Source organism: Psychrobacter sp. TPE 89C (assembly GCF_055522395.1).
On the sequence record NZ_JBVFXW010000015.1, the window covers coordinates 13,156 to 37,623 of the forward strand.

Consider the following 24,468-nt stretch of genomic DNA (forward strand, 5'->3'; position numbering starts at 1 on the left):
AAACCTCCATATTTAGTGTTTGTTGTTTATCAGTATTCTGGTTATTCGAAAGCTACTCTAACCAGTATTACGTAAACCCGCTGCCAGCGCATTGATGCTACGGATTAATGGGTCTTCTACATTAAGATCGCCATGTTCCGTATGGTTAGGGGTATCCTGTTGTCTCGCACGCTTTAACAGCTCAATCTGTATATAGTTGATAGGGTCTAGATAAGCGTCTCGCCACTGAAGGGATGCGGCCAAGTTATCTTGATTAGACAATAAAGACTCTTGTTCAAGCAAAGAGTTAAGACCTGAATTGGTCAGCGTATGTTCATCGACCACTGCTGTCATGATTTTTTCGCGTAACGGCTCATCATCACACAGTTGGCTATAGGCCTCTGCAATATTCATATTGGCTTTGGTAAAGGCCATCTCGATATTACTGATAAACACGCTAAAGAACGGCCATTTAGCATTCATCTCTTTCATCAATGCTTCGTCTTTTTTGACGCTATCCAGCGCACTGCCTACGCCATACCAAGCCGGTAGGGTAAAGCGTGCCAATGACCAACCAAATACCCAAGGAATCGCTCGTAAGGTGGTTTTGCTTGGTAGGCCTTTTTTACGATGGGCAGGGCGTGAGCCAATATTCAATAAAGAAATTTCTTGTACAGGCGTGACCTCGGAATAGAATTTATAAAAGCCCTCGGTATTGTCCGTCAGCTCGCGATAACGTTGCTCACCCGCATCTGCCAACTGTGCAAACAGTGCTTCATAATTTGGCAGCTCAGCTGGTTGAACCACAAACCTTGAAGAGCAGGCTTTGAGTGTACCTGTGATACCCATGGTCAGCTCAAACACCGCAGTATCCGTATTGGCGTACTTGGCATATAGCACTTCGCCTTGCTCGGTCACTTTAATCTGACCGTGCAGGGTACCAGCAGGCTGTGCAGCAATCGCTTTGTGAGTTGAGCCACCACCACGGCTCACAGACCCGCCGCGACCATGGAACAGTCGTGTTTTGATGCCATATTTTTCGGCAATATCGTTAATGGTTTGCTGTGCGCTATACAGCTGCCATGCCGATGTGATAATGCCACCATCTTTCGATGAGTCTGAGTAACCCAGCATGATCTCTTGCGTATTATCGGTGTTCTGTAGCAATCCACGATACAGTGGGTTGTCTAGCACAGCAGGTAATATTTGGTCGATGTTTTTAAGATCTTCGATGGTTTCAAACAAGGGGGCAACGGGCAGGTCAGCAGACAATTTGCCATCAGCATCAACGGTGCACAAGCCTGCAAAGCGCATCAATAGCAACACTTCTAATAATTGACTGGCATTATTGGTCATCGAGATAACATAACTGCCAAAGGTGTCTTGTCCAACCAGTTTGCGCAAGGTCGCTACTGAGTTCATCAGCGCCAATTGCTCGCGTGTTTTGTCACCGAGATTGTCGGTATAAATAAGCGGTGTGCCCGGTTTTTCGAGCAAGCGTGTTAGCCAGTCGCGACGCTCCACTTCATTGAGCGTTTGATAATCAGGCAGGTTAGAGGCACTGGCAAAGATATCAGCAATGACTTCACTATGATAAAACGACTCTTGACGGATATCGAGCGCAGCCAGATGGAAGCCGCAAGTTTTGACCAGTCGAATAACATCAAGCAATAATCCTTCTGCATGTGCCGTGTCGTGTGTGTTCACACTTTGACGAATGATGCGCAAATCTTCTAATAACTCTTCTGGATTGCGGTAAGCGTCCTTTTCAGCCTCGATATCTGTGCCTTTGCTTTGAATGCGGCGATTGGTGGCTTTGACTTTAGTTAGGATGATAGAGAGCAGTCGACGATAAGGCTCATTGCTATAATCATCGAGATTATAATCAAATACCCGCTGGTCTAATTCGTCGTAGCTTTTGATTTTGTTATAGACGTCAGATTCAATCGTCACGATCGTATCACTGTGAATGAGCTGGCGGCGTAGTTTCTTCAGCAGTACTTGATAGTGACGCAGTACCGTATCGGCATGCATTAATACGGCACGCTCTGTGGTTTCAAACGTGACAAAAGGATTGCCATCTCTGTCGCCACCGATCCAAGAGCCAAAGCTAATAAATGCGGGTAGTGGATAGTCAGTCAGCTCAGGATAGATATCGATGATGGCTTTTTTAATATTGCGGTACACTTTAGGAATGGCACTAAACAAACTGGCGTTAAAATAATGGAGACCGTTATTTATCTCATCATAGACCAAAGGTTTACGGGTACGCACTTCATCAGATGACCAGAGTAAGTCAATGGTTTGAGCAGTTTGCTCTTTGGCTTGCTCATAAGCAAAGCTGTTTTCAGTTAGGTTATTTAGCGCATCGCTATGTGTAAATAGGCTTTGTAACATGTTCATCGTCGTACGACGACGTGCTTCAGTTGGATGCGCGGTGAACACAGGCATGAATTTCAACTGATCAATCAGCTCTTGCATTTGAGCGGGTTCAATATTGCGCTCACGGCACTCCAGTAAGGTACGACGGAACGAGCCTTCCCAGCTGTGTTCTGACTGTAGACGTTGGGCTTGTCGTTGTTCACGTAAATAGTTCTCTTCGCTCAAATTAGCAAGGAAAAAATAGATAGAAAAACCACGAATGACATTTTTTAAGGCTTGATTGTCTAGAGAGGCAATGAAGTCAATCAGCTGTTGCTTGTTTGCTTCATTAGGCTCGCGGCGCTGTTGGATAAACCCTTTACGCAGTGTCTCGATAGTCTGTACGGTTTGTTCACCTGACTGGCGCGAAATCGCGTCACCCAAAAATGAGCCTAATAAGCTGATGCGCTCACGTAATACGTTATTATCTATAGTCATCATTAACCTTCTCATTAAATGGGTTGGCAATATATGAAAATCATGATTTTAATATATTGTTATTGACGGGTATTCATTGGCTGCTTTTATTATTTTGACTGTCCAAGCAATTTACCACATTAACCATAGCAAAACTAATGTGCTACTGGTATAAATTTTTCTCGCGAAATGCATTTAGAATTTATCAAAGTTGTCAAAAAACTCACATTCACTCTACGACAGTACTTCAAAATGAATTAACTGTCGTTTAATAAATTTGTTTTAAGATATGAAGTTGCGATCAAGGGTATTGCTATTGAATTAGCTGGCTAGTAGCTAATAATCTAGGGCGTATCATCATTTAGATTGTGGGTCTTTATATCAAAAAGATAGATGACACGCCCTAGCGTAGTGCTTTCAGTTTTACCTTTTTCAATAATATTAACTATTTTTGATGGGTTTACCAAGATCTACGTTTTCTTCTACATCGATAGTCGTAGGGGGTTTTGCTTCCTGACGCTTATCCCACCAAGCAAAAATATTTGCCAATACAGAGCCGGATACCGAGTGCCAGATACAAGCCACGGCTGCTGCGATGGCAGACTCTGCATTACCAGGGAAAAATTTGGTACTTAAACCCGTTGCCAAGCCTGCATTTTGCACACCAACCTCAATAGATATGGTACGTTTTTTGGCCTTATTCATACCAAATAATGCACCTGAGTAGTAGCCCAAGATATAACCAGCAAAGTTGTGTACGGCAATGGCTAAAATGACGACCAATCCTGATTGTAAAAACTGACTGCCAAATACGGCTGCAACGCCGCCAACGATCGCGGCAAAAGCCAAGACAGCAACGCCTGGCATAATAGCACGCACATCGTTAAACCAATGTTTGTTGTGAAATAAAATATTTAGCATAGAGCCGATAGCGACTGGTAACAATGTCACTAGCAGCATAAAGCGGAACATGCCCCAACCATCCATTTCGACTGATTGACCCACTAAATAATTCAACCACAGCGGTGTCACCAAAGGTGCAATGATGGTCGATACAGTGGTCATGCCTACTGAAAATGCCACATCGCCTTTAGCCAGATAGCTCATGATATTAGAAGACACGCCACCTGGACAAGTGCCGACTAAAACCAATCCTAACGTTAAGCCGGGTGAGAGATCAAATAGGCGAGCCACACCAATTGCCAATATCGGCATCACGGTATATTGAATGATAGAACCAATAAAAATATCTAGTGGGCGCTTGGCCAATATTTTGTAATCTTCTTTACCCAATGTCATACCCATAGCAAGCATGATAATCCCTAGCACAATGACCTGAGTGTCGCCTGTCACCCAAGAAAAAGTTGCAGGTTCTATAAATGTCACGGCTGCCGCCAAAACAATAACCAATGCGGTAAACCGACTTAACTGTTGGCTAATCATCCCTAAAAAATGCATCTCTAAATCCCTTTAAGTCGAAAAATAGTTAAGTATAAGTTTAAAACCCTTATATTTCCAACAAGTTTCAGGTATTTTTAGCCAACAATAAGTTGCTATTATGACAACTTTAGATGTTATCCCATTTTTAATGTAAAAGGTTTCATTTGCTCAAAGTTACTTAAGCCGGACATTACCGTTACCTTTCTTTAAATTCCAAACTCTCAAAATTAATTATAATCACTCATGATTTAGTTTATTTAATTTACATAGCGCTTTATTGATGAAAAATCTGCAAAAAAGCTATGCAGACAGCCATAATGCAGATGATCGTCAAGCAGACAACCATCATGCACATGAAACAGTATGAATCGTTATAGCTGATAGGCTCTGTTGACTGATTACAGGTCAATCATTTGTCTTTCAGTAGTGATATCACCCATCGCTGCAACGCATCTTCATGATAACGTGGGTGCCAAGCGGCAATCACATCGAACGTATCCGGTGTGTGTTCAAGTTTAATCTCAATTAAATTTAATCCCTTGATAGCACGAGAAGGCAAAAAAGCAATGGAATCCGTTGTTTCAAGATACAGTGGTACGACCGAAAAACAGGGCGCAGACACCACCACGTTTCTTTTTAAACCAAACGATTTAAACCAGTCATCAACAGAGCCTTTAAAGTTAGGGCGTGATGGTGAGGCGATGATACTAGGATATTGTGCCACGTCGGCCAAGGTAGGTGTGCCTTTCAAAATAGTGGCGTTTGGCGATGCGACACAAACATGATGCTCTTCAAATAGGGTCAAAATAGGATAACTGTCTGGAATATAATCAGGAAAGGCAATCGCCAGATTAACGTGACCACTCTCCATCAATTCATTGAGTTTATCAATTTCAAAGTCCCTCACTATCACCTTTAAGTTAGGGGCTTGTGTCCTTATCAGGGCAATCAATGTTGGTAGGACTATTTGCTGTGCGTAATCAGTGGCCGCAACAACAAAGGTGCCTTCAACGGTATTGGGGTCAAACGTGGTTGGTGACACCAAGGTATTAAAATCATTCAGCAGTTTATCAACACTCACGGATAGAGTTTGTGCAAAGGGGGTGGCAATAAACCCATTGGTTTTGCGAAGAAACAATCGATCATCAAAAACGTCGCGTAGTTTTTTTAATTGCTCACTGACCGCTTGTTGCGTAAGTCCTAGCTGCGCTGCAGCTTTAGAGGCACTTTGCTCACGTATGAGCGCTTGAAACACACGCAGTTGTTTGATGTCTAACCTGTCTAATTTACTCAATGTACCTCTCCATTGTCAGAACGTTCGCCTCATAGTATTTAACCAGTTGTCAACTGCTTGTTGATCTGCTGCTAACAATCAATACTATAAACCAATAATACTTGTATCACTAACAGGAATCATTTGTTTTTAATTGTTGGTTGAGTGGCTTATCATCAACACATCAAAACAAACCTCGGAGAAAAAAATGAAAACGGTTATTTTAATTGGTGCATTGGGCAAAATGGGTCAAGCAGCGTTAAGCGGTCTTGGCAATCATACGGTGATTACTGCCGGTCGTTCTGGCGACGTGGATCACATTGTAGATATTACTAATGAGCAATCTATTAGAGCGCTTTATGAAACGGTTGGCCATTTTGATGCGGTAGTAAATACTGTTGGGCTTTGCGAGTATGCAAGCTTTGCAGAGATGACAGAAGCACAGTGGATGACCACTGTGATGAGTAAGATGATGGGGCAAATTAATCTGGTGCGTATTGGTCAAGAGTATATTGCCGATGCAGGCTCATTTACTTTGATTAGTGGTATTTTGAATAAAAAGCCGATTCCTTACGCCATTGCAGATGCTACAACGAGCGGTGCTATTGATACTTTTGTGCAATGTGTTTCGCTAGAGATGCCAAGAAACACCCGTATTAACGTGGTGAATCCAACAGTATTGGTCGAAGCATGGGATGTGTATGGTGAGATGATGCCAGGTTTTGAGCCAGTACCAAGTGCATTGGTAGGTAAAGCGTTCGAGCGTTCAGTAGATGGTTTTATTACTGGTGAAGTGATTGTTGTTGACGCTTAATTGCCGTTAACCAAACATGCCCTAAATAAGGTCTCATACTGGGATTTTATCAGGTCATTTTTTTACCCAAAAGTCAGCTTATAGTAAGCTGGCTTTTTTGCTTTCTGCTACCGCTCTTGTTGAGATTGGTGGGGACACGTTCTAGGGCGTGTCCTCATTTTAAAAATGGTGATAAAAATGAGATAAATTGTAGTCAAACAAGGAAAATAGCACAGATAATATCGAGATATTAGTCAGCTATTTGACGCCGTTTGGCAAGATTTAGCCATTTTTAACCCATTTAGATGACTATCGATTGAATTGGGGACACGTTCTAGCCATGCTAAGCAAAATTATTCAATGTGCAGATACTTAAAACATCTCGCTTAAAGTTATATTTATTAGATTTTATGTAATATAATATTATAAAATATTTAAATTGAATGATATTTACCATATTCAATGCAGACATCTGAATAGGATAGAAAAATGAAACTTGCCTCACCAAAAACAGGCCTGACTATTGCTACGATAGTAGCGATAACTTATACGCTGAGTGCTTGTAGCCACGACAACATGGTTGCCGTAGCCAATAACTCTGAACTGCCATCAACGAGTAACTATAAGGGAACAGCCTCTGTCTCACAGGGCAAGGCGAGTATCGATATACCGTCACTGTACGACTGTAAAAAGGGTAGAAACGCGCCGATTGGTCATATCAAAAGTACCGACGGTAAGACGTGGACCGTGCCAGCAGAGGTCAACTTTACGGATAGCAAATTTCCATTTGCTGGAGACCTGAACAATCCTTGTACTGGCGTGAGTTATGCGTCAGCTCAAGAGGCACGTGATGCATTAGATCCTTCTGACATTATCGAGATTAATGCGGATGGTGAAGTAGTGACGGCATATGTTTTTGCAGACAACTATTTTGAGATGTATATTAATGGTATTGCAGTAGGCAAAGACAATGTTCCTTTTACCCAGTTCAACTCAAACATTCTACAATTTAAGGTAAAGCAGCCTTTTACCGTGGCGATGAAACTGGTCGATTGGGAAGAAAACAGCGGTATCGGCTCAGAGGACAATCAGGGTCATGCCTATCATCCGGGTGATGGTGGCATGGTTGCAGTATTTAAAAATGCAGATAATAAAATCATCGCCAAAACGGATGATAGCTGGAAAGCACAAACTTTCTATAGTGCGCCAATTCGTGACCTTAGCTGTGCGACAGAGCAGGGCGCATTACGTCTAACCTCAGGATGCTCAACTGAAGGACTTGAGGAAGGGTCACAGGACTACGCCCTACATTGGGAAGTGCCTACAAACTGGTACGCAAAAGACTTTGACGATAGTGCTTGGTCAAAGGCAACACTATTTACCAATGATGAGATTGGGGTCGATAATAAGTCGGCTTACACTGACTTTTCAGACATATTCGATGACGCAGATGATGATGCGCGTTTTATATGGTCAACCAATGTCATTTTAGACAATGAAGTGCTGGTACGTCATACAGTCAATTAATTTCAACAAACCCTAATATACATCTACACTCGGTTGCCTTGTACTACTTTTAAATTGAATCGATTATATGTAGCAGTAGTGGCAATAAAAAACCAACCTCCAAAGGTTGGTTTTTTTGTCTTCGTTGTATCTTATAAAAAGTGATTTGCTATACTTCATCCTTTAGCTATATAGTCGACTCAATATAATTTAGATACAAGTAGAATAATTTGTCTACGCACCTTTCGTCCACAACTCATGCTCCATCGAAATCAACACGTTTTAGACATCTATGTCTTGCGTTATCCATATTTTATCTGCTTTATAATGTGACGACTTTGTATAGTGTTTCATTATATGAGGTAGCGCCTTCGAGCATTCACAATATAGCCACGCCGTTCGATAGCGCCGTTCCTTTCATTCCAGCTATGATTGTCCCTTATAGCTGGTCGTTGATTTTATTTGTTGTCAGCTTTTTTTTAGTACGCACGTCTACGCAATTATCTTTACTGAGCTATCGCCTAATCTTAGCGACCATCTTTGCCTGTTTGATTTTCTATTTTTATCCTGCTCGTTTTTCATTCAATCGAGTGATACCTGATGATTGGACGCAATTCGGCTATCAGTTTTTACAGTTGGTGGACAAGCCATTTAATCAATTGCCATCTTTGCATGTCAGTTATGCCATTTTGCTTGGGGTGTCGTTGTGGGATGTAGTAGCGTCTAAAAAACAGTGGATTTCAGTCACTTATCGACTGTTGCTTACTGGTATATGTACATTGATAGCACTTTCAACGGTGTTGACGTATCAACATCATTTTCTAGACATGCTAGGCGGGGCAGTGTTGGCCGTTTTGGTGCTTATGCTCTCGAACAGAATCCGTAACGCACTGGTCATCAAGTATCTGGCAGTGGGTAGTATCGGGTTTTTGTTGATAGCGATAGGAGGGTTTTACCTTGCCAATATAAGTATGATAGTTTCTGAAGTTGTAGAAAAATTAGCCATTATAATTGCTGCATATTGGCTGATCAGTTTTACGATGTTGGCTTGTGCTTATCAACAGGCCAAATCAATACAGGATACACGCTGGTTTCAAAAGTCGAATAGTGGAAGACTCACCGTATATACTTGGATGAAGTTTGCGCCCATCATTATTATTTATAACGGTATGTCGTTTTTGGGACAGTGGTATTTTAAAGTTACCTCGAAAAGTCAAAAATATCCACTCACACCATATGCGATTAATAACAGGGTCAAAGTTGTGGCTTCCCCTCGATTGAGGCAGGCTGATTTGTATAGCCACGTAACGTATTGGTTGTTTGGCTACGATTCACTAGAGCGGTCGCGCTCATTAGAAAAACTGCCGTCCTCGGTTCACTATCAGATTATCGTCATTGATTTAGCCGCTGAGATATCTAGTCATATTTATCATCTTGAAGTAGTTGCTAACGATATCACTAAGATGCCGGTTCATTACTTATATTTGCCTTTACTGGACTTGCAGCCATTGAGTGATGTATTGCTTAAAGATTATATTGACCTATTTAAGCGAATTGATGCTTTGACGCAATCAGCTAAAACGCGAGCGATAACCGCTAATAATGAGAGTCGGGTAGAGGGGAGCCAGGTAAAATATGGTCAGGTAAAAAATGGTCAGGTAAAGGATAGCCTCACCACGATTATCAATTTCCATTGCGTGATGGGGTTATCACGTAGCATCGGCGTGCAGGTTTTATATTTATTATATTGTGGTACGCTAACCATTCATAGCTATCAATCGTGGATTGAACAGCATTATCCACATGCGCATCTTTCAGAGTATTATCTGCCACAGTCATTGGTAGAAGCGGTGGCCAATTATAAATCTATCGAATATCCAACAACTCATTAATGCACATTGATGTCAGTGGGTCTGCGCCTGCTACTTTTTCTTTGCTTGCTAGCTACTATTAAATTCCTATTCAACTATGGAAATCTCTATGAACGCTTCACTGCCTTGCTTGTACTCTTTTCGTCGCTGTCCCTATGCTATGCGTGCTCGTCTTGGTTTATTATTTGCCGAGTTACCGGTAGAGCTACGAGAAATCACGCTAAAGAATAAGCCAGAGCAGATGCTAGCGATTAGTCCAAAAGGTACGGTGCCAGTATTACAGCTTTTAGATGAGTCGGTGATTGAAGAAAGTGCAGAAATAATGATGTGGGCTCTTGAGCAAAAAGATCCGCAAGGACTGCTGGATGCAAGCGTTTTATCTCAGGGTAAATCTTTGATTGCACAAAACGACAATGAGTTTAAACAGTGGCTCGATCGCTACAAATATGCCGATCGTTATCCTGAAATGACTCAGACAGAGTATCGGCAACAGGGTGAAGTTTTTTTGCAGGATTTAGAAGTGTTATTGACTAATAATACGTATCTACTAGGCAATAGCGTGACTGTTGCTGATATTGGTATTATGCCGTTCGTTCGCCAGTTTGCCCATGTAGATCGTGATATCTTTTATAGTTTGCCTTATCCGAAATTGCAACTATGGCTAAAAAATTGGTTGGCGCATCCATTATTCATACAAGCCATGACTAAGTTTCAGCCATGGCAGGAAGGCGATGAGATAGTGATTTTTTCTTCTTAATATTAGGGCGTGTCCTCAATTTAAACGAGTGTCCTCTAAATGGGCTAAAAACAGCTAAATTTTGCCAAACATCGTCAAATAGTTGGTCAATATCTCGATATTATCTGCACTATTTTCCTCGTTTGACGGCAATTTATCTCATTTTTATCACCATTTTTAAAATGAGGACACGCCCTAGGGTCTGTCATCAGTAGACCCGAAGCTGTAAGTCTAATACAGTCGTATAAATAGACATGAATAACAGCTCTCTTTACTTAGCCATGTTTTCTATCTTGTTCAAACTTACTATCTTTGTGCTTTGTTTTGCTGTCATGATGCGCGTCTTTCTGCTTAGCTTTTTGTTTTGCTCGCAGCTCTGCATCATGCTTGGCTTTTTGTTTCAATTTCAGATCTGAGTGGTGCTTTGATTCTGCCTTGTGTTTAGCTTTGGCTTTAAGTTCTGCATTGTGCTTGGCTTTTTGTTTTGCCTCTATCGAATTTTTTTGTTTTTGGGTCAAATGATGCGTATCTGGTTGAGGCGCAGCATTTGCTTGACCAATCGCAGCAAAGCAAGTAGACACAGCAATTAGTGAGCTGATGGCAATGTTTTTCATGTTGAATTTTTTCATGTTAAAGCCCTTTTAAGCTCATTATAAGCATTTATTAAGTGGTTAAAGAGGTATGAATATAAAGTTGCTCTATCGAACGACGACCACTTTCTTTGTTGGATGTTTTGCTTTCGCTACGACAACTTGCTTGGCCTTATGTTTTGCTTTAACGACTACTACTTTTTTCGCTTTAGGCTGGGCTTTTTTAACGACTACCACTTTTTTTGCTGAATGTTTGTCTTTGACAACGATCACTTGTGGTGCAGCATTCGCTGGACCGATCATAGCAAAGCAAGTAGATACAGCCAATAGTGAGCTGATAGCGATGTTTTTCAAGTTAAAGTTTTTCATAGTAAGGTCCTTTTAATCTCATTATAAGTATGAGTATTTATTGAGTGGTTAGAAATATACAAATAGAACGTCGCTCTATCGAATAAGGAAATCATAACGGATTGCAGTGTTAAGTACATTTATGAAAGTTAAAGAAAGGTTACGTTTTCTAGCCAATACTCAACTACTCACACTAACGCACGTGAGTTGTGCGAGTGATAGGTACGTTAGCAATACTCTAGAGAGCATACTTACGCAATATCATCAATTTGCTTTTCCGCTAGCTCCTTACTACATTCTGATATGCCACACCAGCCAACTATCTAGATCATCATTGAGAGGGGAGTCAGACGGCATATTTGCAATAGGTAAAGGATTTTATAAGATTTAGAAAAGTTGCTAGCTGATAGGACTAACTTATTATTTATACTAAAAAGCCATGACTGAGTTTCAGCCATGGCAATAAGGAAGTGATCTGGTGGTTATTCCTGTTTAGTACTAATTAGTACTGAGATTTTCTAACACATCGTTAAAGTACAGCCCTAATTTAGATGGCTCTCACTTAAATTAGGCCCTCAATAGCTCAACACTGACTTGAAAGTAATAATCATCTTTGATAGTGATGCTGACATTACCTCTATGAGCTTGTGCAATCGTTTGGACGATTGATAATCCTAAGCCCGCTCCTGTGTGCTTGTTGTCTGTCTTATGATGACGATAAAAACGCTCAGATAATTTATCTACCTCTAGCTGGGTCATTGGTTCCTCTAAACGATTGGTCATCACGATTTTTAGAGAAGATTGCTTTAATGCAGGTGCTGAAGTCTTTTGTAGACTACTCCTAGTTGTATGCGTCAGCGCAGAGTTTTCAATCGAAAAGGCTTCAATAGTGATGCTACTATCACTCGCTGCATAATAAGTGGCGTTTGATATCAAGTTGGCAAATAACCTCTGCAATAAACTTTCATCTCCCAATACTGCTTGGAAGTTACCTGTTTTTTGAAAGGTGATGTCACGCTCTTCTGCTACCAGCTCATAGTAAGAGATAAGGTTGGTCATCATTGACTCGGTATCGATACGATTGAGCTGTGAGTCAGACAGTCCTTTTTGGGTTTTTGCGAGCAGTAGCATATTGTTGATTAGCGCAGACAGATGCTCGAGGGTGTCATGCTGATGATGCAGCTGTTCGACATATTCATTGCAGCTTCTATTTTTGCTCAGCATTACTTGAGTTTGGGTGCTGAGCGTGGCAAGCGGAGTGCGTAGCTCGTGCGCGATATTATCTGAAAAGCGAGACAGCGATTCAAAATTGCTTTCAAGGGTTGCCATCATGAGATTGTAAGATTCAGCCAGTGGTCGTAGCTCTCGAGGCATATCAGTAACGATGACCCTTTCATCCAAGCGCTCAGGATTAATGCCTTTCATTTTTTGGACGATGGTAGATAACGGTGCAAAACCCCAGTAGACACTCATGGCGGCCACTGATATTAGTAGCAGGGTGATAATCCCTAAAATAATACTTAACTGACGATTGAAGTGTAATAGGTATTGCTGATGAACATCGATAGGTAAGGCAATCAGTGCCAATGTTTGGTTGTTTTGAATAATAATGGCATGGTAGTTTTTACCGTTCATTGCCAATGAAAACTGTTGCTCATGGTGGGTGTCCCATAATGGCAATACTTGAAAGTCTTCGGGTAAAAAGGCTGAAAATTCGCTAGGGGCACTCGATAGCAGTTTTCCGTTTTTATCAAAAATAAGGGTTTTTATATCGTAATCAAGCCATGAAGAATGCAGGTGATCCGCATCAGCAGGTGCAGATAATGTCAAAGCATTAGATAGAGTCGTTTGTTGATCAGTGCCATTGACACGCTTACGCAGGTTGAAGGCGGCATGAGACAGCATTTCAGTATCCATTTGATCGAAATGGTTACTGACAGAGCGCTGAACCCAGATATAGATGATGGCTTGAGAGATAACGACAAATATCGTTAGCAAGAAAATAGTACGCCATAGCAAAGGCAAGCGTCGATTGTGGACGTTACTCTTCATTGTATGCTTGCTCAGCGTTGTCATTGCTATTGTCTGGTGTATCTAACTTATAACCCATACCTCGTACGGTATGAATCAGTTTTATATCAAAGTCATCATCGATTTTTAGACGTAAACGACGAATGGCAACATCGATGACGTTGGTGTCACTATCAAAGTTCATATCCCAGACTTGAGAGGCGATGACAGAGCGCGGTAACACCTCGCCATGGTGCTCTAAAAAGAACTGCAGTAGAGAGAACTCTTTAGCAGTAAGTTTTATGGTGGTGTGACCTCTATTGACTGTGCGCTTGGAGAGATCCATCCTTAAGTCTGCGATTTGCATGATGCTGCTTTTATAATCTGCTTGATTAGCACGGCGTAGCAAACTCTTGATTCTTACAATCAACTCAGCAAAAGCAAAAGGTTTGGTCAGATAGTCATCCCCACCAATTTCGATACCTTTGACTCTGTCGCTCAGATCATCTTTTGCTGTCAAAAATAATACAGGCGTATAGTTTCCAGCCGCTCTATAATTGCGGATTAACTCAAAGCCACTAATATCTGGCAACATGACATCCATGACTACCACGCTGAAATCATCTGTCATCAACGCATGATGACCATCTAAACCAGTCATATAGTGGTCTACAATAAAACCTGCTTCGGTTAATCCTTTTTTGATATATTCACCGAGTTTTATTTCATCTTCAACCAGTAATACTTTCATATTTTCTCTATTTAGTATGGTGCGCGTATTTATCACAACTGAAGGGCATGGGTATGGATAGGGTAGATGCCATTAATGCTATCAGGTGTTTAGGATTCAAGTTATATCAGTTTTTGATGCGTCAATTCTGTGTGGCAGTATATGTTTGATAGAAATCATACAGCTGACATAATCATCAGGTTTAAACCTCATATTAAAGGAAACGGTCGCGCATTAGAATCCAAAGACATCAACATGACAAAATTGTCATGTTGGTGTCATCTATCAGTCAGAATCAACCGTGTATGCTTCATGCTAATTTAATGGACTGTAATGTCAATCCTACTAGCCCTATAGTTTTTATTAGCATCGAATCAAACCAATAGAGTTCCTTGATGTAGCCACTCAAATCAATGGCAGCTTGATTGGTGTATATTTAAATACAAGCCTATCTCAATATTAAATTAATCTTGGTACGAAACAAATTAGAGGCGGTCTTATGAGACACAATAATAGTACTTATACGTATAAGCATCACAAGATATCGAGTCATATTTTGTTAGTGGCGCTGACATCGTTACTCTTTGCTTGTAGCCAACCAAGTACGGATGAGCAGAATATACAAAGTGTATCAAACGATAAATCCGCCACTACTGACTCGCAAGCAGTACAAACAAGCGCTGCTGAGATAGAGCCAGTCATGACTCCTGTGTCCGACTCGTCTACATCACTTAAAAATGTTTCAGCCACTGTCTACAAAACGCCAGATTGCGGCTGCTGTGAGGACTGGATAGAACACATAGAAAGTCATGGTTTGAATGCAAGTGTTCAACATCCTGAAGACTTGTCTTTATTTAAAGATCGTTATGATGTTCCGCAGCAGATGCGCACTTGCCATACGGCCGTTACCGCAGATGGCTACGTCTTCGAAGGTCATGTGCCTACAAAATATATGGCGCAGTTCTTAGCGAGCCCGCCGGCACAAGCCATTGGCCTTGCTGTCCCGGGTATGCCAGTGGGCAGTCCTGGTATGGAGCAACAAGATAAATTTATGCCGTACCAAGTAATGCAGATGAATAAAGATGGCACAACAGAAGTATATGCTGATATTACGTCTGCTCAGCAGCAGTTGTAACGCTATAGTCAATCCTCTATAAAATGGATAGGGTGTCACTATTATCAATGATAAACAACCTATTGAAAATGAAATGCTTAAACATCATTTTTGATATCAGTACCATAAATTTAGAACCATGGAGAAGTACGATGATGAACGATACCGCTATGAATGGAGCAATGATGAACGGAACCATGATGCAAGGTATGGGCATGGGTGGCATGATGATGTGTATGCTATTTGCACTATTGCTATTTGCCGTACTCATATTGGCTGGCATCGCACTGATAAAACAGTTGCGTAAGCCAGCAGCAATTGCATAATAAATGGCCGTATCTGGCAGCAGGGGATAGAGATAATGCGTCTGTCCCAAGTTGTCAGAAATTATTTCAAGCTGATGGTTCTCAACAGAGCGTTTGATCAAGTGTGATATACCTGAAAATTCACATAGACGATAAGCAGCCATGAGGCTCTGACACTGTAACCTGCTTGGATAGCGTAAATAGGATTTAACAACTTAATAGGGCTGGCAATTTAATAAAATTGCCAGCCCTACTGGTATGGTGATGACGTCATTTAATATATTGTCTAATGCTTTGCTATCAGATGATTATTAAAATATTGCCAGTTATAGTCAATCCTCTATAAATTGGGTACGGTGTCAGTCTCGCTTAGCCTACTACTTGTAGTGCTTTCACTCGGCTTCCTTGTATCCAAATTATATTGAACTGACTATAGTAAAAAGGTTATTCAGGATTGTCATTAATGAACGTAACCAAAAGCTCACCCAATACTTCGCCCTGATCTTCTTGAAGGAAGTGCCCACCATTGGTAATAATCGTATGGTTTTGACCTTTGGTTCCCGGAATAAGCTTTTGCATTATCTTATCGCCACCGTTGGTAACTGGGTCTGAATCGCTGAACAAGGTGATGAAAGGCTTTGTCCATTTACTCAGTTCAACCCAAGCTGCACGGTTCTTGTCTGAGGCAGGATCATTCGGTGTCGTAGGGACAAGTAGAGGGAACTGTCTGGCGCCTTCTTTATAAGACTCATCAGGAAACGGTGCATCATAAGCATCGATTACCGCCTGTGATAGCTCTGTGGTAGTACCGCTCTTGATAGCACCGCCTACATTGAATAATGGCGTTTCTTGTGAGAATTTTTGCCATTTTCGAAAGCCTTCCCCTGGATCATGGTCGCCTGTAGGGAGCATGGTATTACCAGCTGCTACTCGAGCAAATTTATCTGGGTGTGCTGCCATAAGTCGCAGGCCAATTAGACCACCCCAATCTTGACAAAACAGGGTAATGTCTTTCAAATCTAATTGATCAAGTACCGATTGCATCCAGTCGACGTGACGCTGGTAAGTATAATCTTCACGAGACGCAGGTTTATCCGAACGTCCAAAACCAGGAAGGTCTGGGGCAATCACACGATGACCAGCGGCAGTTAATATTGGAATGACTTTGCGATATAGATAAGACCATGAAGGCTCTCCATGTAACAGTTATACTGGAGCGGCATCTTTTGGGCCTTCATCGAGGTAATGCACACGTAGTTCACCCCCTTCGCTATCGTCGACCATCAAATAGTTCGGCTCAAAGTCGTAATCAGATAGGTTCGCAAAACACGAATCAGGGGTTCTAAGTACTTTCATATATCATCCTTGTTATCGTTTAGGTCTATTAAGTGTGACTTCAGGGTTGTGCTTTTGGTACGTGATGTAATAATTATATTCTATCTACTTCGACGGGTAGTCACCTCAATCAGCAGAGACATTTACTATAGTGAGTAAGCTCATTTTATATATTTTCAATAAAAACTATATCGCACATACTTTTGTTCATGCAACACAGAGAGTGCTGAAAAGGATACGAGCGATATGGCGTGTCAATAGTGACAAATTCAAACTACATTAATAAATGGATTGTTGTATATAAGCTTTATTATTTATGAACGAGCTTGGTATAAGCTTTGCCTAATACCACGCCAAAGACGAGATGTAGCATTAAGGTTGCGATAGGTATCATGAAACCGCTTGGCATATCTAAGCCAAACATTGCTTTACCCATTATTGGCATCACGGCAACCATCATCACAAGCCAACCTACAAAACCTATCCCGATACCTAGTCCGACGAAGTTTCTATGTAAATTATTACCAGATGCTAATACGATGCCAATACCGTAGCCGATAGAACCAATCATAAAGTGAGCCACCAAAGCGATGGCTTTACTATCACCCATTTTGGATGCGATCATCGCGATGATGTTAAAATCAGGCATCAGTCCCATCATACTTTTGAACATGAGTAGTAAAGACATGACGATAGTAGCAATAAATCCTGCAATTATTCCTGCTATTTATTCATTCATGATAAATATTCCTTTTTTATAGTTTTAAGGTTATTTTTTCTTCTTTGAGATAATTTGCTCAACCAGTGTGACAAGATCTGACGCTATAAAGTCAGGGGTTGGGACATTAGGCGCGGGTAACATAGCGTTGTAAGGTCTTGTGAGAAAAGCCCCCTGGCAGCCAACTGCTTGTGCACCAATCGTATCCCAAAGATGAGAAGCGACTAGGCACATATCAGACATTTCCACCGATAGCTCTTTAGCCACCATTTGATAGGTCTCAGGTGCAGGCTTGAACTTCGCTACTGTCTCAACGCTAAAAGATTGCTCAAAAAACTCACTCAATCCTGCTTTGTCAAGTGGTGTAGGCGAGGTGCTACTCGCTGAATTGGTCAATGTCACGAGTCTAAACCCTGCTGCACGTAGTTTGGTCAATGCAGGCGCAGCGTCAGGATGAGCGGGCATGTTACCCATGCGGGTTTTGAATTCTTGGATGTCATCATCTGTTAGCGTGACTTGATGGATATCAGCTGTCATCTGTAATGTGCCAACACCGAGCTCACCGAAAGATGTATAAAGACCGGATAAAGTCATGGCTTGCGAATACAGTACCAACTGAGCGAACCATTCTCTTAATATATTCTCATTGTTAAACAGACGAGCAAATAAAGGTGTGAGGGTGTCGATATCTAATAATGTCTCGTTGACATCGAATACGATGATTGAAGGAGATAGGTTAGAGGGCATAAAAGCTCCTTTTAATATATAAGTGTGTTGAATAAACGTATTAAATGTTGGCACTTTGCAGTTATAAGTATTAGAGCAAAAGCGTTAGTAGCTCTTACAGTAACTGGACTTAAGCAAGCATTCAAGTTAATTTGAGTAATCGCTCAAATTGAATGGTTAAGCTTAATCGAGATTTTTAAATAGCTCGATTGACTTAGATTATTTAGTTTAAGGTACTTGTTTGTATATTACTGAAGGGCTTTACGAAAGTTTTGAAATTCTTCAGATTGATCAAGCAGACTGCTGCCAAGTGAGCGCAAATCATCGACTTGCTCAGGTTGCAAGTGAAAGGTCGTTGGCATCGCATCGAACTTTGCACGTTCGTTTTTATCCTTTACTTGATCAAAGGTTAATACTGAAAAGTGAACTGCAACTTGAGGAGAGGCTGAGTCGCGCTGAGCATTCACATGCTCGCTCCACTGCAAGAACTCTTTTTTAGCCGATGAGACAGTGTCATTATTCAAAGTACCTAATGCGACTTCACTGGCGGCTGAAATGGTTTCGAGGAAACTAGGATCTTTACTTTCTAAAGACCAGTCATGCTCTGAGTAGGTTTGTGCATTGGCAATGACGACTAGCACTTGTTTGACCTGACGCAACTTATCAGGGCTAAATGCACCAGCCATATTTGGGACGTCGCCATATTGAGTCACAGGACTCATCATCGAGCCACGAACCCCTAGATTATCAGTGACGCCGCCATCTACCAAGCGAACGACAGGCATACGATCTGGCTGTGAATAGCGATCCAATGCACGGGCGATTGCGTAACTGCGTGGTAGATGATCGTCTTGATTCAGCGCCTCATCCACCCAAGATTGCTCTCGCTGTGCGCAGTCAGAAAAGTTACGTAGGGCTATGGGGGCAAAGATGCCGGGTACGGATGAAGAGGCCATCACTGCATTGGCCACGGGATAGCTCGATAAATCTGAACATAAAAAATCAAATTGCTGCTGAGTAAATGAGAAGGTCATGGCGTTATTTAGATCGCTGGCATTGAGGATGACGTAAGGTAATTTGCCTCGACCCATATCCGCAAAAGTCTTTTGTTGAAACAGATTACTGTCTAAGTTATCCGCTACCAGATCGCCTCGATTGTATTCAGAGCTGCTCATGGCGATTAGGCTTTTCGGACGTAATGCAAGCCTGATCAGTCGAGATTGCCAGTCTTCATATAAAAACTCTGGGGCAAACCGCTCAAAAATATCATCACCAAACAAGCCGTAATAAGCAGCGGTGTAACTACCGCCTGATACTGAGGAGATGACATCTACCTCATCTAACAGTCGGCGCTCTATGCCATTGATAGTCACTGGGGTGTCACGCAGTTTTTCGAGCACGCCATAGCTAAGCGCCGCTGCCCGTGTGCCACCACCAGAAAAGGCGAGCACCACAAATACATCATCTGAGTTTTGAGGTAACGTATTATCAAAGTCATAACGAGTGGTGGTTGTATCTGCCATGGCTTCGTTCCAGACTCGTTGCGTACAACCGGTCAATAAGCTGGATATAAGGATAAGCATTAAGAGGAAAATCATGAAGCGTAATGGCGGCGCAGCTATGCGGTTTGATAGCCTTTGAAGGAGGTGTTCATAGCAATTAGATAAGTATATACGCATGCAGACTACCTCAAAATATGTATAGTAAAATCCACATAAATTCGCTACATCGTCACCCTCGCTAACCATACTAATGTATAGCTTGCACTCGGTTTCCTTGTATCGAAATTACTTGAACTCAACTATAGGTCGGGTCTCTTGTCTCCCAGTTATTTCAAAGCGGCTATCCGTGACACTTTTTATGAAATTTTAGAGAGCGCTTGACGCTTATTGTATTGACCTTTCTTATAATAGATAGCTGATGCGTACGGTCTACAGTTTACAATGTAAATGGCAGTCAATAGTCCAATTGTTGAATATAAACAGTAACGGCATAGCAATGGTCAGTCAAGATAAAATTAAGCAGTCCTTCAATGTTGATAGCGGTGTGTTTAAGATTAATCCCTCTAGAAGACATATGTTGTCGTTTGAATATAGAGATTGTCTGTTTTAAGCAGAGCTAGACAATTATGCTGAAGTCCAAAGTCTGATGATAGAGAATGACTATATATTAGCCGTCGTCAGCATACTTATTCGCTAGGATCAGATCCCGGTGGAAAGTCATGGCGCAGCTGAGATACGTTGTCAGTCGTCACCGTATCAGTATAGTTATTTAAATCACTATGCACGTACTGGGTAACAGCGGCTATCTGCTGATCATTCATCATGCTATGAAAAGAGGGCATACCGCGTAATCCATTGATAAGGATGCTAATGATGTAATATTTAGACTCCATTTTACTGTTGTTGGCTAATGGTGGATAGTAACCCGCTCCCTGTGCACCTTCGCCTTTGAGCATATGACAGCCCGCGCAGGAGTCGTCATAAAGCTTCTTACCATCCGTCGCGAAAAACCCAGTCTTACCTTGTGTACTGCCTTCAAATTTGGCTAACCATTTTTGCAAATTGGCATCGTCACTCATTTTTGGTATAGCACTGATGTCGACGATATCCATAGGCGGGCGTGTCAGCGCTTCTTTTGATAGATAGACGCCGCCCCAAGCGCCATTATTGCGGCTGGCCTGATTGTCAAACACCATGGGCGCTGTTTGCTGGCTGGCGATAGTAGCTACGTTTTCGGTTCTATGCTGACTACAGCCTGACAACGTTATTAACGCTATCGATACACCAACAACGAGGGTCATTACTGCCTTACTGGAGCTAAGCGAGCTAGATAATTTAAATGGGTTTGATGTCACCATAGTCATGATTGTTCCTAATGTGCCTAGTCTCATTGTTATCATTCTTGCGTCAACGCCAGACTTATTATTTAAATACGTGTTATCCAAGTTTCTTGGCCTTTTGATGTAAGCGCTTGGCTGCGTCTAGCCCTGAGAGTATCGCACCTTCTTGCCAAGCAGGAATATGAGAACAATGCTCACCCGCTAATACAATACGATGGTCAATGCTACAAAGCGACTCGTAATACTGCTGACGGCTCGATTCACTCCAAATGCCATAGCAGCCGAGCGACCAAGGAATACGATGCCAAGCGACTGATGTACCTGCGCGGAACTCTTTGGTGTATTGCGGATGAATATATTTGCCATATTCTAAAGCAACGTTAATGCGCTCTTTTGGCGTTAACGCATTGAATTTATAAGACGCCTCTCCAAAGCCGTAAGCACCTAATAACACGCCTGAACCTGAGGTGAATAAGTCTTGTGAAGGGTAGGAGATTTGGGTAATGGGCAGATCTGTATAAGTGATGCCGCCGTATATCCATTCATCTTCTTCCCAAAACCGACGCTTAAACTCAAGTCCTACTTTATAGGAAGTGTCATAAGGCACTGCAGCCATGGCTTGCTTCATTGGCTCTGAGACATTGATGTCAATTTGCGTCAATACTGACAGTGGAATATTGCAAATACACCAATCAGCACGAATACTTTTAATGCTACCTGTTAAGTTACCGCTTTCAAAGTTACCGCTTTCAGAGTTGCTGCCTTTAGAGTTATTGGCATCGATATAGTCAACCGTGACACCCGTTTCATCTTGATGAATCTTAGTCACCTTAGCATTGAACTGAATCATATCGCGACATTCACGGGTGAAAGCATCACCGATTTTACCCATGCCACCAACGGGCTGGAACATAGCGGGTTGATGCACATGAACCGTATAGTTGTTGTAGAGATCAGACCACATGCCTGAACTGAGCAGCTTATCCATTGGGATGGGCGTAGAGGGTTTGGCATCGGGCATCAGTCCACCACCTGGATAGACGCTATAACCACGATGTTTGCCCGTCTCATGGCTTTTGACATAGCGATAATCAGTATCGAGCACGCCCCAGCCTTTGAGACCTTCTAACAGTTTTTCTTTGTCTTCTTTAGTCACCGTATCATCCAAGCTGCCTTTATTGACGGCTTTGGATAATAGCTCTGATACATAGCCACGAATATCGCTCTGCACGTCACCTAAGCGCTGCGGCGCACCATTGAAATGGTTGGTACGATGTAGGTAAGCACGATCATTGGTTTGAATAAAGGGCTGTAATGCCACATTGAACTTTTTGCAATAATGAAAGACTGCATAGTGATGCACGGGCAGTCGCCATGGCCCACCATTGAAGTAGTTGCCTTTTTCGAAGTCGCAGGTGACTTCTTCGCCCCCTAATTCCGTGTATTTATCCCCACTGTTTAGCGTCCAACTGCGTCCACCGCCGCGATTTTGGTACTCAAGGACAGTAACTTTATAGCCTGCTTTGCGTAATTCATAAGCTGCAGTCAGTCCACCTAAGCCCGCACCCAGGATAACGATGCTGGCTCCAGCAGGGGCGCCTTTTAGATCTATTTCTTTTTGAAAGCTAGACTCTGAGGCAAAGCCTAATGTGGTCATTGCCTGATACATGGCCGTCGCGCCAGCCGTCTTACCAATCATCGAGAGCAGTTGTCGCCGTGTAGGGGAATGCAGCAAATCTTTCATTTGATTATCCTTGTGGTGCTCAGTCTCTATATTGGTATAAGAGGCAAACAGTCCGATTTATTTTTAGGGTTAGCTTTTCTCTTTTATCACTCGCTTAACCTCGTCAGCACTCACATCACTACTGGATAGGCCACCAAAGTTGATTCGCACATAATTAGTAATACTAGCAATCTGTGCGTGGCTCAAGTCTTTTTCAAAGCCTGGCATCTTGGGTGCAGTGTTGAATGAACCTTTTGCCCCAAACGCAATTACGCCGATAAGTGCATCAGGTTTAGCACGGCGGATGCTACTGAGACCGACGATAGCGGCATAGCGGGCATCAGGTTGCGCGTAACCATCGACACCGTGACAGCTGGCGCAATGAGCCAGATATAGGGATTTTGGTGAATTACTATTTCCCATTACTTTGTTTGGATTGTTATTTTGACTGCTGCTTTGATTACTGATTTGATGACTGCTTTGATTAATACTGACATGAGACGTGTCAGCTTTCGCCTTCGCCAAATAATCCTTTTGCTCAAGTAAGTCATAGGTGATAGAAGTGCTGTTTGGGCTAGGGAGTCGAGCGACATTAACTGGTATTAAGTAATCATCCGTCTTGATAGCGGGGACGACTTTTAGATAGTTAGCCATCGCACTCAAGTCTTCATCAGTGAGATAGCGCGTACTATGTGCTACCGCTTCGGCCATAGGGCCACCGGCATAAGCTTGCTTATCAAGCTTTCCAGTACGCAAATAAGTGATGATGTCACGCTCAGACCAGTGTCCAATACCCGTATCGTTGTCAGGCGTGATATTAGGGGCAAACCACTTACCGAGCGGTGCTCCAGATAGATAGCGATCTTTATCTAGACCTTGGGTGAGATTGCGCGGCGTATGACAGGTGCCGCAATGCTCTAGATTATTCACCAAGTATTCACCGCGCTGCTGGGTTTGGCTCAGTCCTGAGCGATTTTCGGTAGAGGGTACATTGATGACATTCCATGCCAACATCAAGCTACGGATGTTTAATGGAAATGGCAAATGAGTGGTCTGTTCAGGAGGTTTGTCAATGATAGGCACGGTCTGAAAATAGGCAAATAAAGCGCTGACATCAGCGTCAGACATGCCGTGATAGGATGGATAGGGCATGGCGGGATATGTTTGATGCTTTGGCGCACGGCCTTTACGAAGCGCGTTTTTAAAGTCAGCTTCGGTATAGTTGCCGATACCGTACTGCGTAGAAGGCGTAATATTGGTTGAATAAATATTGCCAATAGGCGTCTCTATCGGTACGCCGCCACTGTAATCTTCACGGTGGCAAGCCATACAATCTGCCATACGTGCTATATAAGCTCCGCGATTGGCGAGATCACTATGCAGTGGACTAACATTTGGCAGGCTGGTTCTAGCAGGCAAATCAGTGTGTGCAGGATAGATATTATCAGCATAGGCCGTACTGCAAGCCAGACTAACAACCAGTGCTGATATCGGTATAGAAAGTGATTTCATAATATCCCTATAATGCTAGTAATAGCTCCTGTCTATAACGCTTGTTCGCAGCACCAGTCGTATGGGAGGCTTCTATCGT

The 24,468-nt window shown here is 42.3% G+C and carries 21 protein-coding genes; 6 read left to right on the forward strand and 15 right to left on the reverse strand.

Annotated features, from left to right (window positions below):
• Positions 1 to 57: 57 nt before the first annotated feature.
• The 3 genes from ppc to ACZW67_RS06525 form a co-directional block, all read right to left on the reverse strand.
• Positions 58 to 2,838 (reverse strand): phosphoenolpyruvate carboxylase, encoded by a 2,781-nt coding sequence (gene ppc, locus ACZW67_RS06515; protein ID WP_465182635.1) that lies wholly within the window; start codon positions 2,836 to 2,838, stop codon positions 58 to 60.
• Positions 2,839 to 3,258: 420 nt separating this feature from the next.
• Positions 3,259 to 4,275, reverse strand: coding sequence for a bile acid:sodium symporter family protein (locus ACZW67_RS06520; RefSeq protein WP_465182608.1), 1,017 nt, complete (start codon positions 4,273 to 4,275; stop codon positions 3,259 to 3,261).
• Between the two features lie 391 nt (positions 4,276 to 4,666).
• Positions 4,667 to 5,551 (reverse strand): LysR family transcriptional regulator, encoded by an 885-nt coding sequence (locus ACZW67_RS06525; protein WP_465182609.1) that lies wholly within the window; start codon positions 5,549 to 5,551, stop codon positions 4,667 to 4,669.
• A gap of 187 nt (positions 5,552 to 5,738) precedes the next feature.
• On the opposite strand from ACZW67_RS06525, the gene ACZW67_RS06530 reads away from it, so the two are divergent.
• The 4 genes from ACZW67_RS06530 (at position 5,739) to ACZW67_RS06545 (ending at position 10,457) form a co-directional block, all read left to right on the forward strand.
• The gene (locus ACZW67_RS06530) at positions 5,739 to 6,344 is read left to right on the forward strand and encodes a short chain dehydrogenase (RefSeq protein WP_197217002.1); all 606 of its coding nucleotides are present in this window, start codon (positions 5,739 to 5,741) and stop codon (positions 6,342 to 6,344) included.
• Between the two features lie 468 nt (positions 6,345 to 6,812).
• On the forward strand, positions 6,813 to 7,850 hold the full coding sequence (locus ACZW67_RS06535) for a hypothetical protein (RefSeq protein WP_465182610.1): 1,038 nt from the start codon (positions 6,813 to 6,815) through the stop codon (positions 7,848 to 7,850).
• A 317-nt stretch (positions 7,851 to 8,167) separates the two neighbouring features.
• Positions 8,168 to 9,721, forward strand: a complete 1,554-nt coding sequence (locus ACZW67_RS06540) for a phosphatase PAP2 family protein (protein ID WP_465182611.1) — start codon at positions 8,168 to 8,170, stop codon at positions 9,719 to 9,721.
• Between the two features lie 88 nt (positions 9,722 to 9,809).
• Positions 9,810 to 10,457, forward strand: a complete 648-nt coding sequence (locus tag ACZW67_RS06545) for a glutathione S-transferase (protein WP_465182612.1) — start codon at positions 9,810 to 9,812, stop codon at positions 10,455 to 10,457.
• Positions 10,458 to 10,711: 254 nt separating this feature from the next.
• Here the strand turns inward: ACZW67_RS06545 and ACZW67_RS06550 are convergent, their stop codons facing one another.
• The 4 genes from ACZW67_RS06550 to ACZW67_RS06565 all read right to left on the reverse strand — a co-directional run bounded on the left by ACZW67_RS06550 (position 10,712) and on the right by ACZW67_RS06565 (position 14,135).
• Positions 10,712 to 11,065: a hypothetical protein gene (locus tag ACZW67_RS06550; RefSeq protein WP_465182613.1), complete on the reverse strand. Its 354-nt coding sequence runs from the start codon at positions 11,063 to 11,065 to the stop codon at positions 10,712 to 10,714.
• A gap of 69 nt (positions 11,066 to 11,134) precedes the next feature.
• Positions 11,135 to 11,395, reverse strand: coding sequence for a hypothetical protein (locus tag ACZW67_RS06555; RefSeq protein WP_465182614.1), 261 nt, complete (start codon positions 11,393 to 11,395; stop codon positions 11,135 to 11,137).
• Positions 11,396 to 11,941: 546 nt separating this feature from the next.
• Positions 11,942 to 13,426, reverse strand: coding sequence for a histidine kinase dimerization/phospho-acceptor domain-containing protein (locus tag ACZW67_RS06560; RefSeq protein WP_465182615.1), 1,485 nt, complete (start codon positions 13,424 to 13,426; stop codon positions 11,942 to 11,944).
• On the reverse strand, positions 13,416 to 14,135 hold the full coding sequence (locus ACZW67_RS06565; protein WP_465182616.1) for a heavy metal response regulator transcription factor: 720 nt from the start codon (positions 14,133 to 14,135) through the stop codon (positions 13,416 to 13,418). The genes ACZW67_RS06560 and ACZW67_RS06565 overlap by 11 nt, the downstream gene beginning before the upstream one ends.
• A 478-nt stretch (positions 14,136 to 14,613) precedes the next feature.
• Between ACZW67_RS06565 and ACZW67_RS06570 the strand changes: the two genes are divergently transcribed.
• Together ACZW67_RS06570 and ACZW67_RS06575 are read left to right on the forward strand one after the other, a co-directional pair.
• Positions 14,614 to 15,249, forward strand: a complete 636-nt coding sequence (locus tag ACZW67_RS06570; protein ID WP_110924315.1) for a DUF411 domain-containing protein — start codon at positions 14,614 to 14,616, stop codon at positions 15,247 to 15,249.
• A 131-nt stretch (positions 15,250 to 15,380) separates the two neighbouring features.
• Entirely contained in the window at positions 15,381 to 15,554 is a 174-nt protein-coding gene (locus tag ACZW67_RS06575) for a hypothetical protein (RefSeq protein WP_181416335.1), read from the forward strand.
• Between the two features lie 423 nt (positions 15,555 to 15,977).
• Here the strand turns inward: ACZW67_RS06575 and ACZW67_RS06580 are convergent, their stop codons facing one another.
• The 8 genes from ACZW67_RS06580 to ACZW67_RS06615 form a co-directional block, all read right to left on the reverse strand.
• Positions 15,978 to 16,739 carry a haloalkane dehalogenase gene (locus ACZW67_RS06580; RefSeq protein WP_465182636.1) on the reverse strand — a complete coding sequence of 254 codons (762 nt, stop codon included), beginning with the start codon at positions 16,737 to 16,739 and terminating at the stop codon, positions 15,978 to 15,980.
• On the reverse strand, positions 16,740 to 16,889 hold the full coding sequence (locus tag ACZW67_RS06585) for a hypothetical protein (RefSeq protein ID WP_465182617.1): 150 nt from the start codon (positions 16,887 to 16,889) through the stop codon (positions 16,740 to 16,742).
• A gap of 289 nt (positions 16,890 to 17,178) precedes the next feature.
• Entirely contained in the window at positions 17,179 to 17,595 is a 417-nt protein-coding gene (locus tag ACZW67_RS06590; RefSeq protein WP_342767482.1) for a DUF6789 family protein, read from the reverse strand.
• A 42-nt stretch (positions 17,596 to 17,637) separates the two neighbouring features.
• Positions 17,638 to 18,333, reverse strand: a complete 696-nt coding sequence (locus ACZW67_RS06595; protein ID WP_110924318.1) for a haloacid dehalogenase type II — start codon at positions 18,331 to 18,333, stop codon at positions 17,638 to 17,640.
• Positions 18,334 to 18,560: 227 nt separating this feature from the next.
• The gene (locus tag ACZW67_RS06600) at positions 18,561 to 19,835 is read right to left on the reverse strand and encodes a patatin-like phospholipase family protein (RefSeq protein WP_465182618.1); all 1,275 of its coding nucleotides are present in this window, start codon (positions 19,833 to 19,835) and stop codon (positions 18,561 to 18,563) included.
• Between the two features lie 665 nt (positions 19,836 to 20,500).
• Complete coding sequence (locus tag ACZW67_RS06605) at positions 20,501 to 21,115, reverse strand: c-type cytochrome (protein WP_110924342.1); 615 nt, start codon at positions 21,113 to 21,115, stop codon at positions 20,501 to 20,503.
• A gap of 136 nt (positions 21,116 to 21,251) precedes the next feature.
• Positions 21,252 to 22,898 carry a flavin monoamine oxidase family protein gene (locus ACZW67_RS06610; protein ID WP_465182619.1) on the reverse strand — a complete coding sequence of 549 codons (1,647 nt, stop codon included), beginning with the start codon at positions 22,896 to 22,898 and terminating at the stop codon, positions 21,252 to 21,254.
• A gap of 69 nt (positions 22,899 to 22,967) precedes the next feature.
• The gene (locus ACZW67_RS06615) at positions 22,968 to 24,389 is read right to left on the reverse strand and encodes a cytochrome c (protein ID WP_465182620.1); all 1,422 of its coding nucleotides are present in this window, start codon (positions 24,387 to 24,389) and stop codon (positions 22,968 to 22,970) included.
• Positions 24,390 to 24,468: the final 79 nt, after the last annotated feature.

Bases quoted from the DNA above. Each gene is read 5' to 3' on its own strand.
- ppc (WP_465182635.1), bottom strand. From the start codon at position 2,838: ATGACTATAGATAATAACGTATTACGTGAGCGCATCAGCTTATTAGGC.
- ACZW67_RS06520 (WP_465182608.1), bottom strand. From the start codon at position 4,275: ATGCATTTTTTAGGGATGATTAGCCAACAGTTAAGTCGGTTTACCGCA.
- ACZW67_RS06530 (WP_197217002.1), top strand. From the start codon at position 5,739: ATGAAAACGGTTATTTTAATTGGTGCATTGGGCAAAATGGGTCAAGCA.
- ACZW67_RS06535 (WP_465182610.1), top strand. From the start codon at position 6,813: ATGAAACTTGCCTCACCAAAAACAGGCCTGACTATTGCTACGATAGTA.
- ACZW67_RS06545 (WP_465182612.1), top strand. From the start codon at position 9,810: ATGAACGCTTCACTGCCTTGCTTGTACTCTTTTCGTCGCTGTCCCTAT.
- ACZW67_RS06550 (WP_465182613.1), bottom strand. From the start codon at position 11,065: ATGAAAAAATTCAACATGAAAAACATTGCCATCAGCTCACTAATTGCT.
- ACZW67_RS06555 (WP_465182614.1), bottom strand. From the start codon at position 11,395: ATGAAAAACTTTAACTTGAAAAACATCGCTATCAGCTCACTATTGGCT.
- ACZW67_RS06560 (WP_465182615.1), bottom strand. From the start codon at position 13,426: ATGAAGAGTAACGTCCACAATCGACGCTTGCCTTTGCTATGGCGTACT.
- ACZW67_RS06565 (WP_465182616.1), bottom strand. From the start codon at position 14,135: ATGAAAGTATTACTGGTTGAAGATGAAATAAAACTCGGTGAATATATC.
- ACZW67_RS06570 (WP_110924315.1), top strand. From the start codon at position 14,614: ATGAGACACAATAATAGTACTTATACGTATAAGCATCACAAGATATCG.
- ACZW67_RS06575 (WP_181416335.1), top strand. From the start codon at position 15,381: ATGATGAACGATACCGCTATGAATGGAGCAATGATGAACGGAACCATG.
- ACZW67_RS06585 (WP_465182617.1), bottom strand. From the start codon at position 16,889: ATGAAAGTACTTAGAACCCCTGATTCGTGTTTTGCGAACCTATCTGAT.
- ACZW67_RS06595 (WP_110924318.1), bottom strand. From the start codon at position 18,333: ATGCCCTCTAACCTATCTCCTTCAATCATCGTATTCGATGTCAACGAG.
- ACZW67_RS06600 (WP_465182618.1), bottom strand. From the start codon at position 19,835: ATGGCAGATACAACCACCACTCGTTATGACTTTGATAATACGTTACCT.
- ACZW67_RS06605 (WP_110924342.1), bottom strand. From the start codon at position 21,115: ATGACCCTCGTTGTTGGTGTATCGATAGCGTTAATAACGTTGTCAGGC.
- ACZW67_RS06610 (WP_465182619.1), bottom strand. From the start codon at position 22,898: ATGAAAGATTTGCTGCATTCCCCTACACGGCGACAACTGCTCTCGATG.
- ACZW67_RS06615 (WP_465182620.1), bottom strand. From the start codon at position 24,389: ATGAAATCACTTTCTATACCGATATCAGCACTGGTTGTTAGTCTGGCT.